This window comes from Sphingomonas sp. Leaf20, assembly GCF_001421535.1.
Lineage (GTDB): Bacteria > Pseudomonadota > Alphaproteobacteria > Sphingomonadales > Sphingomonadaceae > Sphingomonas.
The window spans coordinates 712,424-729,794 of record NZ_LMKN01000009.1 but is presented as its reverse complement, the minus strand read 5'-3'; the positions used below and the strand labels follow the sequence as shown (position 1 = coordinate 729,794).

Below are 17,371 nucleotides of genomic sequence, written 5' to 3'. Positions count from 1 at the left end.
CTTTCCGCATGTGTGGATCCGTCGTTGGGCGGCGCCCCTGCCCTGACCGCCAAACTGGCCGGGATCGACGCGACCGGCATCGATTTCCTGCTGCTCGGCAATGATGTCGACGGCGTCGTCGCACCCGCGGGCATCGAGGCGCTGGTGACGATGCCGTGGGTTCTGGGCGTGGTGCGCAATGCGGCAGTCGTCGGCGTGCTGCCGGGGCTGCACAGCCTGCCGTTCCACGTCGCCCGCGCGCTGTCGGCGATCGATATACTGAGCGACGGGCGTTCCGGGTGGATGCCGACCTGCACCGACCCCGCACGCTTCGATACCGCGTACGGCGCGAGCTATGCGTTGCCCCCGGGCGAGGCAGTGGTGAAACATGACGACTTCATCGGCGCGACGCAGGCGTTGTGGGACAGCTGGGACGGCGACGCACTGGTCCTCGACAAAACGAGCGGCGTGTATCTCGACAGTACCAGGGTCCGCCGGGTGCACTATGAGGGACCGTATTTCTCGACCGTCGGCCCGCTGAATGCGGCACGACCCAAGCTCGGCTATCCCCTGCTGTTCCGCGAGCCCGTCGGGGAAATCGTCGACTCTACCGTGCCGGCGGACGTTGTACTGATCGCGGCGACATCAGTCGGCGACGTCAAGGCGCAGATCGCACGCGCCGCCGCCGCGCCCTATCGCCCGGCGATTCTTCTCAAGAGCGTCGCATCCGAGGTCGCTGCGACGCTGGCGATCGCGCAGGCCGTTGGCGCAGCCGGCATTCACCTGACCGGCAACCCCGATGTTGCGGCGATCGCCGCCGCCCGTGCGCTCGTGCCCGCAACCGCATTCCGGGCCGGCGATTGCTGGCGCAGCCGCATCGGCGTCCCTCGCCCCGCCAACCCCTTCAGCAAGGCCGCGTAAAATGGAAAACCCCAATGGCCGCCTTCACCTCTGGGCCTTTCTCCAGGGCATCGGCTTCTATCCCGGCGGCTGGCGCGACCAGGACGCGACCCCCGCCGCGGTGTTTGACCGCGCCTATTACGAGCGTGTCGCGCGCACCGCGGAAGCCGGCTGTTTCGACGCGATCGTGTTCGGCGACCAGCTCCAGGGCCGCGACGCCGCCGGCCGTACGCCCGGTCGCCTCGCGATCCCGACGCTCGATCCGTTCACGCTGCTGTCGGTGATGGCCGGCGCCACCAGCCATATCGGCCTCGTCGCGACCGTCTCGACGACCTTCAACGAACCCGCCGAGGTCGCCGCCAAGTTCGCCGCGCTCGATTACCTGAGCGGCGGTCGTGCCGGCTGGAACATCGTCACCACCGCGCACGTCAACGCCGCGCTCAATTTCGGTGAGACCGACCTGCTCGACAAGACGCTGCGCTACGACCGTGCGCAGGCGTTTCTCGACGCGACCGAGGTCTTTTGGCGCAGCGCCTGCGACGGCAAGTCGGACGCGCTCCAGAACGCGTGGTTCGATTTCGCCGGCAAGCTTGCCATGCCGTGCCCGCCACAAGGCCGTCCGCTGATCGTCCAGGCCGGACAGTCGCCCGACGGTCGTGCGTTCGCGGCGGGTAGCGCGGAGGCGATTTTCTGCGCCGCGCCGACGATCGAGGCGGGGCGCGATTACCGCAACAACATGCGCGCGCGGATCACCGCGGCGGGTCGCGACCCGAATCTGGTGAAGATCATGCCCGGTCTCGCCTTCATCCTCGGCAGCACCGAGGAGGAGGCGCGGACGACGCAGGCCCGGATGCACGAGTTCGCGGACGACGCGCTGTGCATCGAATATCTGAGTGAATCGATCGGCTACGACCTCACCGTCCACGCTCCCGATGCGCCGATCCCGATCGAGGACATCGCCGCGACGTGCGAATTCCCGCCCGCCGATATCCGCAAGATGATGGCCCCGGCGATCGAGAGCGGTCGCAGCCTCGCAGACTTCTGCCGCGACTATGCGGGCAAGCCGCGCGGCCATGGCATCTTCGTCGGCACGCCCGAGCAGTTCGCGGATCACATGGAAACGTGGATCGACGCCGAGGCGTGCGACGGATTCACGTTGCAGCCCGCGTTCATGCCGCTCGAACTCGACGTGTTCTGCGCAGAGGTCGTGCCGATCCTCCAGCAGCGCGGGCTGTTGCGCAAAGCGTACCAGGGATCGCAACTGCGCAACCATCTCGGCATGGCTGCATGATCGCCTCGCACCGGATCGAACGCGCGTTCGTCTCGATCGACGAGGGGCAGGTCCACCTGCGGCAGATAGTCGCCGCCGATCCGGTGCACGTGCCGCTGTTCCTGTTCCACGCCTCGCCCTCGTCGTCACGCTGGATGGCGCCGTTGATGCAGGCGCTCGCAGCGCAGGGGCGGACGGTGATCGCGCCCGACACGCTGGGCAACGGCGACTCCCCCGCGCCCGCGCAGCTTGAGCCCGACATCGCCTATTTCGCCGACAGCGTCGTCCGCCTTGCCGATGCGATGGGCATCGATCGGTTCGACGTGTACGGCACGCATACCGGCGCGCGGATCGCGTGCGAACTGGCGGCCGCCTATCCCGACCGGATCGTGCATGCGGTGCTCGACGGCATCACCGATTACGGCGACGCGATGCGCGACAAGATCCTCGCGAATTATGCGCCGAAGATCGTTCCCGACCAATATGGCATGCATCTGAATTGGGCGTTCAACTTCGTCCGCGATCAGGCGCTGTTCTTCCCGCATTTCGAAAAGATCCCGGCCAACCGCCTCAACGGGCCGATGCCGTCGCCGCAGATCCTGCACGACGCGGCGCTCGATGTCCTCAAGGCGCTCGATACCTATCCGCTGCCGTATCTGGCGGCGTTCCGGTACCGTGCGCTTGAGCGTATGCCGCTCATCGAGGCACCGGTGCTGCTGCTCAAGGCAGACAGCGAACTCGCGGTCCTCAACGCCTCGGTCGCCGCCGCCGCCGCCGCCATTCCCCGCGCGACGATGGCTGCAGTCGCCTCCGATCCCGCAGCCAAGGCTGGTGCGATCACCGCCTTCCTCGATACGCCAGCATGAACGGCGCAGGATCACAGACCATGACGGCAACTTTGCCTGCCTCCGCGCCGATCTCCGCGGCAGACACCCGATTGTCGATGCGAACCTGCCTCGGCTTCGGGGTCGGCACGGTCGGCGTCTCGGTAATGCTCAACGCAGTCACCGCCTATTTTCCCGCGCTGATGACGACGGTGCTCGGCAAGTCGCCGGAGATCGCCGGATACCTGTTGATGGTGTCGAAGCTGTACGACGTGTTCGCCGACATACTGGTCGGCACGATGAGCGACCGGACGCGCAGTCGATGGGGCCGGCGGCGCCCGTTCCTGTTGTTCGGCGCGGTCGTGTCCGCCGGCTCGTTCCTGATGATCTTCGCGCCGCCCGTCATGAGCGACACTATGGTCACACTCTATATGCTGGTCGCGCTGATTCTTTATTCGACCGGCTATTCGTTGTTCAACGTGCCGTACATGGCGATGCCGTCCGAGATGACGGAGTCGAAATACGAACGCTCGCGGCTGTTGTCGTTCCGCACGGTGTTCGTGTCGATAGGCCAGCTGATCGCGATCGCCGGGACCGCCGGGATCATCAGCTGGGGCGGCGGTGGCGCGCGCGGCTATATGGTGATGGGCTTCGTCATGGCGCTGGTGATCGTCTCGGCGATGACCGCGTCGTTCTTCGGCACCGCCAACGCGCCCGAGCTAGAGCCCAAACCGCATGCGCCGCACATGGACGGCAGCCAGTTCCGCCTCATCCTGCTCAACCGGCCGTTCATGCTGCTGGTCGGCGCGAAGGTCTTCCAGTTCCTGTCGTTCGCGAGCGCGGCGACGACCAGCCTGCTGTTCATGCTCAACGTGCTGAAGGTCGGCTACGCGGGCCAGATCAAGTTCGCGATCGCCAGCAACATCACGGTGGCGCTGTCGATGCCGGTCTGGCTGTGGTTCGAACGGCGGATGGGCAAGCGCAACGCGTATCTGATCGGTGTAGCCTGCATGTGCGCGGTGTCGCTGAGTTGGCTGACCGCAGATGCGTCGATCACCGATGCCGGGCTGGTCGCACGCGCGATCTTCGCCGGGTTCGGCTCGGGTGGGATGATCCTGCTGTCGATCTCGATGCTTGGCGATACGCTGGCCTATGATCGCGACATGACCGGGCGGCACCGCGAGGGGCTGTTGTCGAGCGTGATAGCGGTGATCGAGAAGACCGCGTTCGCGTTCGGCGTCGGACTGGTCGGCGTCTATCTGGGTTACGCCCATTACATGCCGACCAAGAACGGACAGCTGGTCACGCAGCCAGCATCGGCGATTACCTCGCTCTACGTCGCGTTCGCGGTGCTGCCGGTGGTTCTCTACGCCTGCAACGCGGTGTTCATGACGCTCTATCCGCTCGGGGGACGGAGCGACGTCGTACGTCGCCCTGAGATTGATCCAGGTCAGGAACAAGCATAGGCGGCAGGCAACTCCGGCATGCTCCGCCGAGAAGCCGGACGGCAGGGCAAACAGGCTTCCCACGGTTCGTTCAGCACGCCCGGCACCCGTATCGCAGCCAAGGACCCGCGCATGAAGATTTCGGTTCGATCGATAATTGGGCTCGCCGGGGCGGCGGTAACGCTGATCGCAGCGGTACCGGCTCCTGTACCGACCCCCGTAACAATTGGCGTACCAGTTGACGTACCGACGCGCCTGACCGTCGAACAATTGCGTATCGAGCTTGGCCGGCCGGGCGATCGCTACATCGATGTGGCCGGGGTCCATGTCCGTTACCGAGACGAAGGTCGCGGACCGGTGCTGCTCCTGCTGCACGGATCGCGCAGCACGCTGGACGCGTGGGACGGCATCGCCGCCGAACTGAAGGCGAAGTACCGCGTCGTCCGGTTCGACCAGCCGCCGACCGGGCTGTCGGGACCGGTTTCCGACGCGGTGGTTGCCCGAATCGGTGCGCCCGAAGCGTTCACCGCCGCCTTTCTCGACGCGCTGAAGATCCCGAAGGTGACGCTGGTCGGTGTGTCGAGCGGCGGCACGCTCGCCTATTATTTCGCCGCGACCTATCCCGAGCGCGTCGCGGCGCTGGTGCTGTCGAACACGCCGTCGGATTCGGTAACCAACCTGAAACTGCCGTCGACGCCGGCGCTCGACGCTTCGCTCGCGGCCGCCAAGGCGACGGGGATCGAGGGCCGTGATTTCTGGCAGGCCTATCTTGCGTTCCTGTACGGCGACCAGAGCCGGCTCAGCGCCGCGACGGTCGACTATTATTATCGCAGCAACCTGCGCGTCGCCGAACCCAACAAGTTCAAGCTGCACGCGCTGACCGCAGATGGGCAGACGACGATGGCGCGGCTGCACAGCGTGAAGGCGCGGGTGCTGATCCTGTGGGGCATGCATGATCCGGTGATGACGCCGACCGAGGGGAGGGCGCTCGTCGCGCATCTCGATTCCGCGTCCGCAATCAGCTTCGTCGGCATGCCAGACGTCGGCCATTATCCGCCGATGGAGGTCCCGCACCGGTTTGCGCTGATGGTCGATGCCTATCTGCAGGCGATCCGACCATGATCCGCGTTTCGCGTGCGATTGCAGCGGCCGCGCTGCTGTTCGCGTCGGCCGCTCATGGTGCGGACGTGCGTTTCGTAGAGGGCGGCGGCGGCCTGCCGATCGCGATGGAGGAATGGGGCAATCGGGCGGGGCCCGCGGTGGTGCTGATCCATGGCGCGGGCTTCTCGAAGGAATATTGGGCGCCGCAGGAGGCCGATGCCGAACTCGCCAGGCGCTTTCACTTCGTAGCGTTCGACCTGCGCGGGCACGGCGCGTCCGGCAAGCCATGGCGCGAGGAGGCGTATGCCGACACAGGGTTGTGGGCCGACGATCTCGCCGCGGTCATTGCCGCGGCCAAGCTCGACCGGCCGACGATCGTCGCGTGGTCGATGGGGGGCTATGCCGCCGTCGATTATGTCCGGAAATACGGGACGGGATCGCTCGCGGGACTGATGATGGTGTCGACCACCGGCGGTCTGATTCCCGCGAACAAGGTCGTGCGCGCGGACCCGGCTTACGGGCGGGCCAACACGGACCTGATGTCGGGCGACCTCGACCGGTTCGCGGCTGGCGGCGATGCGCTCGTGCCGTTCATGTCGGGCAGCGCGCTGTCGCCTGCGACCCGCGCGGCCTGGGCGCGGCAGCAGTTCAGCTGGCCGGTCTATAGCCGCAGAGCGATGCGCGGTTTTCGCATCGACAATGCCGACATGGCGGGAAAGCTGCCGCTTCCCGTGGTGTTCGTGGTCGGCGGCAAGGATGCGGCGATGCCGGTCGCCGGGCTGCAGACGCTCGCCGCCAGCCTTCCGCACGGTCGCGTGCTCGCCTTTGCCGATGCCGGCCATACCGTCAGCGCCGATACGCCGGTCGCGTTCGATGCTGCGCTCTCCCGTTTCGTGGACGACGTCCATTCGCCGGCCACGCGTTAGGAATTGTTGATGACCTCCTGGATCAAGGGCGCGTCAGGCGTCGTCGCGCTGTTGCTGTTCGTCGGGCTCGCCTGGTACGTGCCCGCCCGTGCCGGGTGGTTCGCCAGCGACCGCGCCGCGTTGGTCGAGCGCTATGCGAGCGCACCGTCGCAGTTCCTCAAGATCGACGGCATCGACGTGCATGTCCGGGTCGAGGGGAAGGGGCCACCGGTGCTGATGCTGCACGGCACCGGCGTCAACCTCCACGAATGGGATCCGCTCGTCGAGCGGCTAAAGCCCTATTACACGATCGTCCGGATGGACTGGCCACCCTATGGCCTGAGCGGCCTCGATCCCAAGGCCCTCTATACGACCGCACGCGCCGCGGAGTTGGTCGGCGGCGTGCTCGACCGATTGGCCATTTCGAAGATCGCGGTGATCGCGACCTCGAACGGGTCGAACGTCGCACTGCAATATGCGTCGGGCCACCCGGAGCGGATCACCGCGATGGCGTTCTCGATCCTGCCGCTTGAACGCCCCAGCCAGACCCGCGCGGTCGACTGGAAGATCCGGACGATGATGGCGTTCAACAAGGCGGTGCTGCCCGATTATCATCCGAAGATCTTCTACAAATGGGTATTCCAGGACACGTCGCATCCCGGCTGGGACGTGCCGCCGTACCTGACCCGGATGATGTATGATCAGGCGAACCTGCCGGGTGCGGTCGCGCGCCAGCAATCGTTCCTGAAATCGAACGCCGAGTTGTTCAAGACGACCGATGTCGGTGCGATCGCCGGGACGATCCGCGCGCCGGTGCTGCTGCAATGGTGCGAGCGCGATACCGTCATCGCGCAAGGGGCGGAGGCGTCGGTCAGGCGCTTCGCCAACACGCATGTCGACCTCGTGCGCTACCCAAATGTCGGTCACTGGCCGATGTGGGAAATCCCCGACCGGTTCGCGCAGGATATCAAGACGTTCCTCGACAGGACCGTCCCCGCGCACTGAGTCGGAGATCAGCGACGCCCACTATCCACACAGCGGTCAACGTCCATCATCCGTCTTATAGGAATCATGTGACGATATCATGATCGTCGCGAAAGAAGGGTGCACGAGCATCCCGATCATTGCCGATAGGGCAGAGCATATCGCCGGGATCGCGCCAGGTCTCGGACAGAAAAGCCGGCCGCAGGACGTGTTCATGAACTCGCGACCACCGTTTTTTCGGTGGGCGATCGTTCCCTGGTCGGGAATCGATTGCGATCAATTGGTATTGAAGGGGATTTCTCATGAATAGACTGAAGCAATCTGCACGGTCGACTTCCGCGCTGGTGCCCGTCCTGATGATGGGCGTTACGTTCTTAGCGGCGCCTGCCGCGGGCCAGACGGCCGATCCGCAGCCCGCAACCGCAACCGCAACCGCAACCGCAACCGCAACCGACGCTACCCCGCAAGCCGACGCGCCGCCGGGCGGCGATATCGTCATCACCGCGCGCCGCCGGTCCGAGGACATTCTCCGGACGCCGGTCGCGGTCACCGCGCTGTCGAGTCAGGACCTTGCGGTACGCGGCGTCACGACGATCAACGACATCGCGAACTTCACCCCCGGCGTGAACGTCAACAACAACGCGGCGGGTCGCAACGACCGTTCGTTCCAGCAGGTCATCATCCGCGGCTTCACCCCGTCGGCGGCGACGAACCCGACATCCGCGTTGTTCATCGACGGCGCACCGGTCGCCTCGCCGAGCGCCTTCTCCTCGATCAGCGACCCCGAGCGCGTCGAAGTCCTGAAAGGCCCGCAGGCCGCGTATTTCGGTCGCAGCACGTTCGCCGGTGCGATCAACGTCGTCAACAAGGTGCCAGGTGATGTGCTCGCCGGATCGGTCGGCGGGATGATCGGCACGCGCGACAACTACAAGCTGCATGCCGACCTCGAAGGTCCGATCTTCGGCGACAAGCTGACCTTCCGGATCAGCGGCGACCGCTTCTCGAAGAACGGTTCGTATGAGAACAAAGCGGTGCCCGGCCAGACGCTTGGCGACCAGAAGACCAACAGCGGAACGGTCATGCTGGTCGCCAAGCCGACGGACCGGCTGACGATCAAGGCGTTCGGGCTGTTGTCGGAGGACAAGGACGGGGCACCCGCGCAGGGTCTGATCTCGGCTTATACCATCACCAACGCCGCCGGGGCGGTGGTCGTGCCCGGCCAGTCCAATTGCACGCTGACCGGTCGCTCGCCCACCGGTGCCGCCGTCTCGAACCCGTTCTTCTGCGGCAAGGCGCCGAAACTCAGCAGCACGACGCCTTCGTCCAACACGACCAATGACTCGGTCATCCAGGACTTTCTGGCCAACCCGAACGGCCGCCTGGTCAATCCGGACGACGGCGTTCAGGGCTATGGTCTGGTGCGACGCTATTATCACATGCATCTGGGTGCCGATTACGAGGTCGGCGATACCGGGGTCACGCTGTCGTCGCTGACCAGCTACAATAACGAACGCTACAGCCAATTGTCCGATCTCGACAATTACGGCGACACGACGATCGCTAACCTGACCCCGGGCGGTCGCAGCTACTTCGACTTTCCCTATCTGGTCGAGCGCATCAACCGCGATTTCTCGCAGGAGTTGCGCGCCAGCTACGATCAGGGCGGCCCGTTCAAGGCGAGCTTCGGCGGGAGCTATCTGAACAGCTTCTCGCAGGGCGGTCTTGGCGGCGGCAACGGCGCGCTCGGTACGGGTGCCTATGCCTCGGTCGTCAGCGGTGCCACCCGGTCGCGTACCTTCGGCGCGTTCTATGGCCTGTCCTACGCGGTCACCGACAAGCTGACCCTCAATGCCGAGGGTCGCTATCAGATCGACAAGCTGTACGCCTATGCGCAGCCGACCGGATATACCGCGACCACCGATCTGTTCGTTCCCGTGGGCTTCTACGCCGGCGGATCGAAGTTGCTGAACCAGAACTACAAGAATTTCCTGCCCCGTTTCATCGCCCAGTATCAGGCGACGCCGGCCGTGATGGCCTATGCGTCCTATTCGAAGGGCGTGAACCCGGGTCTCTTCAACACCGCTTTCCTGACCTACAGCGTGGCCCAGCAGAATCTGGCCAGCGCGGCGGGCATCAACGTGGCGGTCTCCCCTGAAAAGGTCACGAACTACGAGATTGGCATCAAGGGCCGCTTCTTCGACAACAGGCTGCGGATGTCGCTGGACGGATACTTCGCGCCGTGGCGCAGCCAGATCAACGCGATCACGATGAACGTCGTCGACACGGTCACCAACACCACGCAGATCATTCGCGGCTCGGCGAATACCGGCGCGGTCGACATGAGCGGCATCGAACTGGACGGCACGTTCAATGCTACCCGGGCGATCGCGCTCAACTTCTCGGCGGCGCTGACCGACAGCAAGATCAAGAAGTTTCAGAACGCGACCGTGACCGCCTATTCCGGCATCACAGATTTCAGCGGTAACGAAAATCCGAACACGTCGAAATATGCGGCGACCGCGGGCGGCCAGTACACCGGCGATATCGGCGGGCTGGACGGCGCGTCATGGTTTGGGCGCGTCGATTATTCGTTCAAGTCGGGCATGTGGGCGGACGCCGCAAATCTGGTCAAGACGCGGGTCAGTAACACTATCAACCTGCGGACGGGTGCCAGCCAGAACGGCTTCTCGATCGAAGCGTTCGTCAACAACGTGACCAACAACCGATCGTACACGACGATCGCGGACGCCAGCGTGTTCACCAACAACTTCCGCTACAGCACCTACAATTCCGCGCTGATCGTTGGTCTTCCCGACCTGCGTACCTATGGCCTCCAGATGAAATACAGGTTCTGATCGTACCCACGCACAGCCCCGATCGGGCCGTGCGCGGGGCCTTAACGCGGCGGGACGATTGGCTATCATGCGTATTTCCGCCGAAGACCCGGCCGCATCGACCGCAACCTCGCCGTTCGCCTTTCCCGTGTTCCGCGCGGTCTGGTTGGCGAGCACAGCGTCGCATTTCGGCGGACTGATACAGTCGGTCGGTGCCGCCTGGATCATGCTGGCATTGACGCACAGCGCAAAATACGTCGCGCTCGTGCAGACCGCAGCGGCGCTGCCGATCGTATTGGTATCGCTGCTGGCGGGCGCGGTCGCGGACAATGGCGACCGCCGCCGTCTGATGCTTGGCGCGCAACTCTTCATGCTGCTGGTCGCTTTGGCATTGGCGATCCTGGGATGGCTCGATCGGCTGACTCCGGCGCTGCTCCTCGGCATGACCTTCCTGCTCGGTTGTGGTGCGGCCTTTCATGCGCCGGCATGGCAGGCTTCGGTCGGCGACCTCGTACCACGCCCCGTCATCCCCGCCGCGATCGTCGCCAATGGACTGGGGTTCAACCTGTCGCGGACCGTCGGTCCTGCTGTCGGCGGCGTGATCGTCAGCGCGGGAGGCGCGACGGCGGCGTTTGTCGTCAACGCGATCAGCTTCGTGGGGCTTATCGTCGTCCTGTCGCGGTGACGGCCAACCGCGCGCAAGCTGCCCGATCGCCAGAAGATCGGTGCCTCGATGCTCGGCGGTGTCCGGTATGCGGTGGGATCGCGGGCGCTGCGCATAAGCATGATCCGCGCCGGCTTGTTCGGGACCATGTCCAGCGCGATCCTGGCGTTGATGCCGCTCGTCGCGCGCGATCTGGTCGGTGGCGATGCGCGGGTTTTCGGCACGTTGCTGGCGATCTTCGGCCTCGGATCGATCCTCGGCTCGTTCGTCAGCCGATGGGTCCGGCAGTCGCTATCGAACGAGACTACCGTACGGATCGCATCGATGGGTGTCGCCTGTGGCGCGATCGGCATCGCGGCCGATCTCGGTTTCATCGCGACGGGCGTGGCGCTTCTAGCCGCTGGGGCGGGGACCGTGCTGGCGCTGTCGACCTTCAACGTGGCGGTCCAGATGTCGGCACCGCCCATGATGCTGGCGCGCAGCCTCGCGCTTTACCAGATGGCGACCTTTGCCGGGATCGCGCTGGGTAGCGGAGTCTTCGGTCTGGTGGCGCAGGCATGCGGTGTGTCCGTCGCGCTAATCCTTGCGGCGTTATTTCAAATGCTTTTGACATTGTTCGGCCGCCGATGGCCATTGCAGCATACCAAGGGGCAAATCATGACGTGAGGAGCGAAAACTTCCGGTCTGCTGAATTGTTGACAGCTTCTCACGTCCGACCAAATGATGTGTCTTGATCTTGTGAACGTATTTACACATGACGCGGCGTACAGTGACGATATCTTGAGGTGTCGTAGGATTGACAGTCGGCTTGGCAACGATGGCAAATTATAGATGCCGGCTGTCTCTATACTGGGAAAGCGGCCTGGCCGCTTTCCCAGTATATCCATGCGGAAACGAAAGACGACTACCTGATACGTGGACTCTATCTCCCCACGGCCGGCAAGCGCGCGGTGCTCAGCCCCAGATCGGCGACGTCGGGTGGACTGAACTTCGACGACGGAGCATTCTTCGCATCGGTCGAAGGCACTTATATCAGCGACCAGTATTCGACGTTCATGAATGTCGAGAAACTGCCGGGCTATGCCACTGCGCACGCCAATATCGGCTATCGCTTCACCTCGATCGGGTTCGTGAAGAAGCCGCAAATGCAGCTGGCCATGACCAACATCACCAACAAGACATATCTTTCGGGGATCCAGGGCGTCACCTCGAACGCGCCGGCCACACCTGCGCGCAAATGCACCACCATCGCCGGGTCGGCCCCGACCTATCTGATCAGTGGTGGATTCGGTATCAGCGGGACGATCAGCGCCGCCTTCTGATCCGGTTTTCCGTCCCGCGCGTGCCGTGCGGGGCGGATGTGTATTCCAAGCTTACGGAGCAGCATCCATGCAACGTCGATCCTTTCTCAAGACCGGCTCGGTTGCCGCGCTTGCCACGTCCGCCGGCATCGCGCGCGCGCAGATCGTGCCGCCCTTCACGCGCCAGCCGCGCATTGCCATCGGCGGCATCGCGTCGGAGTGCAGCAGTTACAGCCGTATTCGCGCTCGGCTGGAGAATTTCAATATCCTGCGCGGCGACGAGATTTTGAACGACGAGCGCTTCACCTTCCTGAAGCGCTACGACGTTCCGTTCCTGCCGACGCTGGTCGCCAATGCAGGCTCGGGCGGCCCGATCGCGCGCGATGCCTATGACACGTTGAAGACGGAATATGTCGGTCGCCTCCGCGCGCTGCTGCCGCTCGACGGCGTCTATCTGTCGATGCACGGTGCGATGTACGTCGAGGGCATGAACGATGCCGAGGGCGATTGGTACGAGGCGACGCGGCAGGTCGTGGGTCCGGACTGCATCCTGTCGGCGAGCTATGACCTGCACGGCAATATCAGCCAGCGGATCGTCGACAATCTCGATGCGATCACGGCGTACCGAACCGCCCCACACGCCGACCGCGTCGAGAACACGATGCGCGCGACCGACATGCTGACGCACTGTCTGCGCTACGGCATCCGCCCCGGTATCGTCTGGGCGACGATCCCCGTGGGGCTGGCCGGCGAGCAGAGCAGCACCGAATGGGACCCCGGCCGGCGCCTCTGGTCCGATCTCAGCGAATATAATCGTCAGGCCGGCGTGCTCGATGTGTCGCAACTGGTCGGTTACGTCTGGGCGGACGAGCCACGCTCCGCGGCGTCGGTGGTGGTGACCGGCACGGACCCCGCGCTGCAGGCGAGGATCGCGGCCGAACTCGCCAAGCGCTACTGGGATGCGCGCGCGGCGTTCAGGTTCGGCAGCCCGACGGGGACGATCGAGGAAACGATCGCAATGGCAGTGGCCGCCAAGACCCAGCCAGTCGTCATTTCGGATTCGGGTGATAACCCGGGCGGCGGCGGCAATGCCGACCAGTCGCTGTTCCTTCAGGCGATCCAGAAGGCGGGCGTGAAGAACGTGCTGATCGGAGGGATGACAGACAAGCCCGCGACCGACGCGTGCTACGCAGCCGGCGTTGGCAAAACGATAGCGATTACGGTGGGCGGAACGCTCGACCCGGTCGAGAGCAGCCCGGTCAAGGTGAACGCAACGGTCCAGTATCTCGCGCCCGTCACCGATGCCAGCGAGCGCGAGGCGGTCATCGCGTTCGACGGCATCACGATGACGCTGTCATCGAAGCGCCGCGCCTATCACGCGACCGAAGCGTTCCTCGCGCTCAAGCTCGAGCCTACCGCGTTCAAGATCGTCGTGCTCAAATGCGGCTATCTCAATCCAACGATGAAGCCGCTCGCCAACCCGCATCTGATGGCATTGTCGCCCGGCGCGATCGACCAGGACATCCCGCACATCGCCAACAGGCACCGCGTACCGACCTATCCGTGGGTCAAGGACCTGCAATATTCGCCCCGGCCCTATAGATCGACGCGCTTCGCTCGGGCGTGATCGGTGAGGGGCGCCAGGTCATTGGCGCCCCCGACACAGGACCGGATGTCAGGGGTTGGGGGTGGGGCAGGGCAACCCGAGCGTCGTGGCCTGCGTCAAAACCGCGGAGACGGCGTCCGGTCAGGAACGATCCAGGCCGCGCACATGCTCCCACACGTTGGAGATGACGACCGATCCCTCTCCTACCGAGGACGCCACGCGTTTCACCGATCCCGCGCGGACGTCGCCGACGGCATAGATGCCAGCGCATGACGTGGCGAAAGGCGACGTCGCGCCAGCCGCTTCGCCGGTGAGCACGAAGCCCTTGCCGTCGAGAGCGACCAGTTCGGAGAGCCAGCCCGTATTGGGCGCCGCGCCGACCATCACGAAGACGGCGCAGCTTGCCACGGTGCGATCGCCGTCTCCGTTGCGGATCGTCACCGCCTCCAGAGTGTCCCCGCCATGAAGTTCGACGGCATGGGTGCCGTATTCGATGGTGATCGCGGGGTCCGCCTCGAGCCTGCTCGACAGATAGCTCGACATGGACGAGGCCAGGGTGTCGCTGCGTACCAGCAGGCGAACGTGCCGCGCCGTACGGCTGAGAAACATTGCGGCCTGCCCGGCCGAATTACCGCCGCCGATGACCAACACTTCCGTATCGCGGCAGAAGCGCGCCTCATTCTCGGTCGCCGCGTAATAGATGCCCGTGCCCTCGAAGTCGGCGAGGCGTGCGATCGGCAGGCGTCTGTACTGGACCCCGGTTGCAACCACGACAGACGCGGCGAGAACGCGCCGACCATTGGTGAAGGTCGCACAGAAGGCGCCGTTGTCGAGCTGGTCCAGCGACTCGATCCGCCGGGGCATGACGAAGCGCGTACCGAATTTCATCGCCTGCACCTCGCCGCGCCACACAAGATCGGCGCCGGAGATGCCGGTGGGAAAGCCCATGTAATTCTCGATCCGGCTGGACGTGCCGGCCTGGCCGCCAATCGCGGTCTCGTCGACCACCAGCGCGCGCAACCCTTCGGCGCCCGCATAGACGCCCGCCGACACGCCGGCGGGGCCGGCCCCGACTATGAGCACGTCGAATGCCTCGTCTTCGGGAACGTCCTGGTCGAGCCCGAGCAGCCGTGCCACCTTTTCCGGCGTCGGATCGCTCACCACAACATCGCGGCCGAATACGACGACGGGCTCGCGCGGTGCGGTTCCGCAACTGCTGGCGACATGCGCGGCTTCGTCGCTGCCGAGCGGGTAGGAGCGGTAGGGCAGGCGGTTGCGCGCGGCGAACTCGGCCACGCGTCTGACGGCCCTGTCCTCGTCTTCGCCAACCAGAACCAGCATGCCATCGCCGGCATCCAGCTGTCGCCGACGGCGTGCCGCCAGCACCGTGATGACGATGTCCGACATTTCCGGTATCGCCGCCATCAGGCGAAGCATCGCGGATCGCGGGACTTCGACAACGGTCGTGTCGCTCGCTGCGCGCATCGGTAGCGACCATGTGCCCCCGGACAGCAGCGAGATCTCGCTCATGAACTGGTTGGGACCCAGCGTCGAAGGCACTAGTCGCTCGCCCGTGAACGGGTTGACGACCTCGATCTCCCCATCCTCGACATAGACGAAGCGGTCGGCCGGGGCGCCGATCTCGGCCAGCATCATCCCCTTGGAATAGTGCTTGCGCGTCCCTGCCGCCCGGATCGCGGCAATATGCGCGGGCTGAAGCGGAACCCGCTGCATTTCCCGCAGGTCACGGCCGATCGTTTCCATGAGCGCTTTCCCCTCTGCGCCCCGACACTAGCCCGTCCAACGCCGCGACGGCAATCGCGCGGGAACGGCGCAGCCCAAATGCGGGCGCGACCCGATCGCATTGACGCCGTTCGGGACAGCTTCCAGGACGACCGGGCGGGCAGGAAAAGGGGCGGCTTTGTGCATCCAGCGGCGAATTTCGAGCTGATCATCCTGATGTTCCTGGTGGTGCTGGCGCTTCACTATCTGGCCCGGCGTCTGTCGCTACCGCCGGCAGCCGCGTTGATCGTCGGCGGGTGCGCGGTGGCCTTCGTACCCGGCGTGCAAGGGATCGCGATCGATCCGGAGCTGGTGCTTGTCCTGTTTCTCCCGCCCCTGCTGATGGACGGTGCGTGGTTCACCGCGGTCGCGCCATTCCGGCGGCACATGGCCGGCATTCTCTCGCTGGCGGTGGGCGCCGTCTTCTTCACCACGGCGGTCGTGGCGATCGTGACCAAGCTGCTCATGCCGGGACTGCCCTGGGCCGCCTGCGTCGCGCTGGGCGCGATCCTGTCGCCGCCCGATGCGGTATCCGCCCGCGCCGTGTTGCAACGGGTGAAACTCCCGCGCAGGCTGACCACGCTGCTCGAAGGCGAAAGCCTGCTCAATGACGCCGCGGGTCTGGTGCTGTTCCGTTTCGCGGTGGCGGCGGTGCTGACCGGCAGCTTCCATATCGGTGCTGCGACCGGCACGTTTTTCGTGCTGGTGGCGGGCGGCATTGCGGTAGGCGCAGCGATCGGCGGGCTCTGGGTGATCCTGCTCCGCCGGCTTGGCGATGATACGCTGATGATCGCAGCGACCGTGCTGGTCTGCTGGAGCGCCTATATCGCGGGTGAATTGCTGCACGTGTCGGGCGTCATTGCCGTCGTCACCGCGGGCCTCGTCTGCGGCTGGTATCAGCATGTCGTCTTCACCGCCCGTGTGCGCATCCGGGCGATGGCATTCTGGCAGGTGCTGGTGTTCCTCCTCGAAGCCACCGTGTTCCTGCTCATCGGCCTGTCCTTGCGGGGGCTGCTGGACCGGGTCGGCGGGCTCGACATTGTCATAGACACGATGGCGCGGCCCGTGCTGCTCATCGTCCTGGCGGTCGTTGCCGCGCGGTTTCTGTGGATCTTCGCGGTCGATGCCGGCGTCGCCACCGCGCGCCGCATCGGGTGGACGCGGCAGCAACCGCTCGGAACGCGGGCGGCGGTGGTGATGAGCTGGGCCGGGATGCGCGGCGTGGTGACGCTCGCGGTCGCGCTCTCGCTGCCCGAGGCGATGCCGGCGCGCGATCTGATGCTCGTCACCGCGTTCGTCGTGATCCTTGTCACCGTCCTGGTGCAGGGCACCTCGCTCGGCTGGGTCATCCGGGCCGTAAAGCCGCACGATGACGGCAGCGCGCGACCGCCGCTCGATTTGCACGCGGCGGAGATGATGCTGTTCCAGGCGCAGTTGGCGCTTGTCGAGCGCGAGGCGGTGGCGGTCGACGGCACGGTCATCCACCCGCAGCTTCTGCGACGCTACCGCACCCGGGCGACGGCAGCGGATGCGTTCGACGGTACGGTGGAGGAGCGAAACGTGGCGATCGCGAGCCATTTCGACGTCATCATCGCCGCAGTCGCGGCCGGCCGCGCCGAGCTGGTTCGCCTGCACCGTGCGGGCCGCATCGATGACGAGACGCTCCACGATCTCGAGCACGATCTTGACCTCGAGGAACTCGCCGCAGCGGCAGCGAAGGGGTGAACGCGCTCGGTTGCTCGGGCCCGCGATGAAGACGCGCGGACGGCGGCCGGA

The 17,371-nt window shown here is 65.3% G+C and carries 12 protein-coding genes and 1 pseudogene; 12 read left to right on the top strand and 1 reads right to left on the bottom strand.

Annotated features, from left to right (window positions below):
• Window positions 1-24 precede the first annotated feature (24 nt).
• From ASE72_RS16685 to ASE72_RS16630, 11 genes and pseudogenes are all read left to right on the top strand, one after another.
• Window positions 25-900: an LLM class flavin-dependent oxidoreductase gene (locus ASE72_RS16685; RefSeq protein WP_235532407.1), complete on the top strand. Its 876-nt coding sequence runs from the start codon at window positions 25-27 to the stop codon at window positions 898-900.
• A 1-nt stretch (window position 901) separates the two neighbouring features.
• Entirely contained in the window at window positions 902-2,170 is a 1,269-nt protein-coding gene (locus ASE72_RS16680; protein WP_056023897.1) for an LLM class flavin-dependent oxidoreductase, read from the top strand.
• Complete coding sequence (locus tag ASE72_RS16675) at window positions 2,167-3,015, top strand: alpha/beta fold hydrolase (RefSeq protein ID WP_056023894.1); 849 nt, start codon at window positions 2,167-2,169, stop codon at window positions 3,013-3,015. The genes ASE72_RS16680 and ASE72_RS16675 overlap by 4 nt, the downstream gene beginning before the upstream one ends.
• Before the next feature lie 20 nt (window positions 3,016-3,035).
• Window positions 3,036-4,439, top strand: a complete 1,404-nt coding sequence (locus tag ASE72_RS16670) for an MFS transporter (RefSeq protein WP_162235488.1) — start codon at window positions 3,036-3,038, stop codon at window positions 4,437-4,439.
• Window positions 4,440-4,550: 111 nt separating this feature from the next.
• A complete protein-coding gene (locus tag ASE72_RS16665; protein WP_162235487.1) occupies window positions 4,551-5,540 on the top strand; it encodes an alpha/beta fold hydrolase in 990 nt (329 codons plus the stop codon).
• Entirely contained in the window at window positions 5,537-6,445 is a 909-nt protein-coding gene (locus ASE72_RS16660) for an alpha/beta fold hydrolase (RefSeq protein WP_056023885.1), read from the top strand. Before ASE72_RS16665 ends, ASE72_RS16660 begins: the two co-directional genes overlap by 4 nt.
• A gap of 9 nt (window positions 6,446-6,454) precedes the next feature.
• Window positions 6,455-7,429 (top strand): alpha/beta fold hydrolase, encoded by a 975-nt coding sequence (locus tag ASE72_RS16655; RefSeq protein WP_056023882.1) that lies wholly within the window; start codon window positions 6,455-6,457, stop codon window positions 7,427-7,429.
• A gap of 281 nt (window positions 7,430-7,710) precedes the next feature.
• Window positions 7,711-10,263 (top strand): TonB-dependent receptor, encoded by a 2,553-nt coding sequence (locus ASE72_RS16650; RefSeq protein ID WP_056023879.1) that lies wholly within the window; start codon window positions 7,711-7,713, stop codon window positions 10,261-10,263.
• Between the two features lie 67 nt (window positions 10,264-10,330).
• Window positions 10,331-11,572, top strand: a pseudogene (locus tag ASE72_RS20915) (MFS transporter).
• A gap of 284 nt (window positions 11,573-11,856) precedes the next feature.
• Window positions 11,857-12,228, top strand: coding sequence for a TonB-dependent receptor (locus tag ASE72_RS16635; RefSeq protein WP_056023868.1), 372 nt, complete (start codon window positions 11,857-11,859; stop codon window positions 12,226-12,228).
• A gap of 67 nt (window positions 12,229-12,295) precedes the next feature.
• Entirely contained in the window at window positions 12,296-13,834 is a 1,539-nt protein-coding gene (locus ASE72_RS16630) for a M81 family metallopeptidase (RefSeq protein ID WP_082446169.1), read from the top strand.
• A 120-nt stretch (window positions 13,835-13,954) separates the two neighbouring features.
• Here the strand turns inward: ASE72_RS16630 and ASE72_RS16625 are convergent, their stop codons facing one another.
• On the bottom strand, window positions 13,955-15,577 hold the full coding sequence (locus ASE72_RS16625) for an FAD-dependent oxidoreductase (RefSeq protein WP_056023865.1): 1,623 nt from the start codon (window positions 15,575-15,577) through the stop codon (window positions 13,955-13,957).
• A 159-nt stretch (window positions 15,578-15,736) separates the two neighbouring features.
• Between ASE72_RS16625 and ASE72_RS16620 the strand changes: the two genes are divergently transcribed.
• Window positions 15,737-17,320 (top strand): Na+/H+ antiporter, encoded by a 1,584-nt coding sequence (locus tag ASE72_RS16620; RefSeq protein WP_056023863.1) that lies wholly within the window; start codon window positions 15,737-15,739, stop codon window positions 17,318-17,320.
• Window positions 17,321-17,371 lie beyond the last annotated feature (51 nt).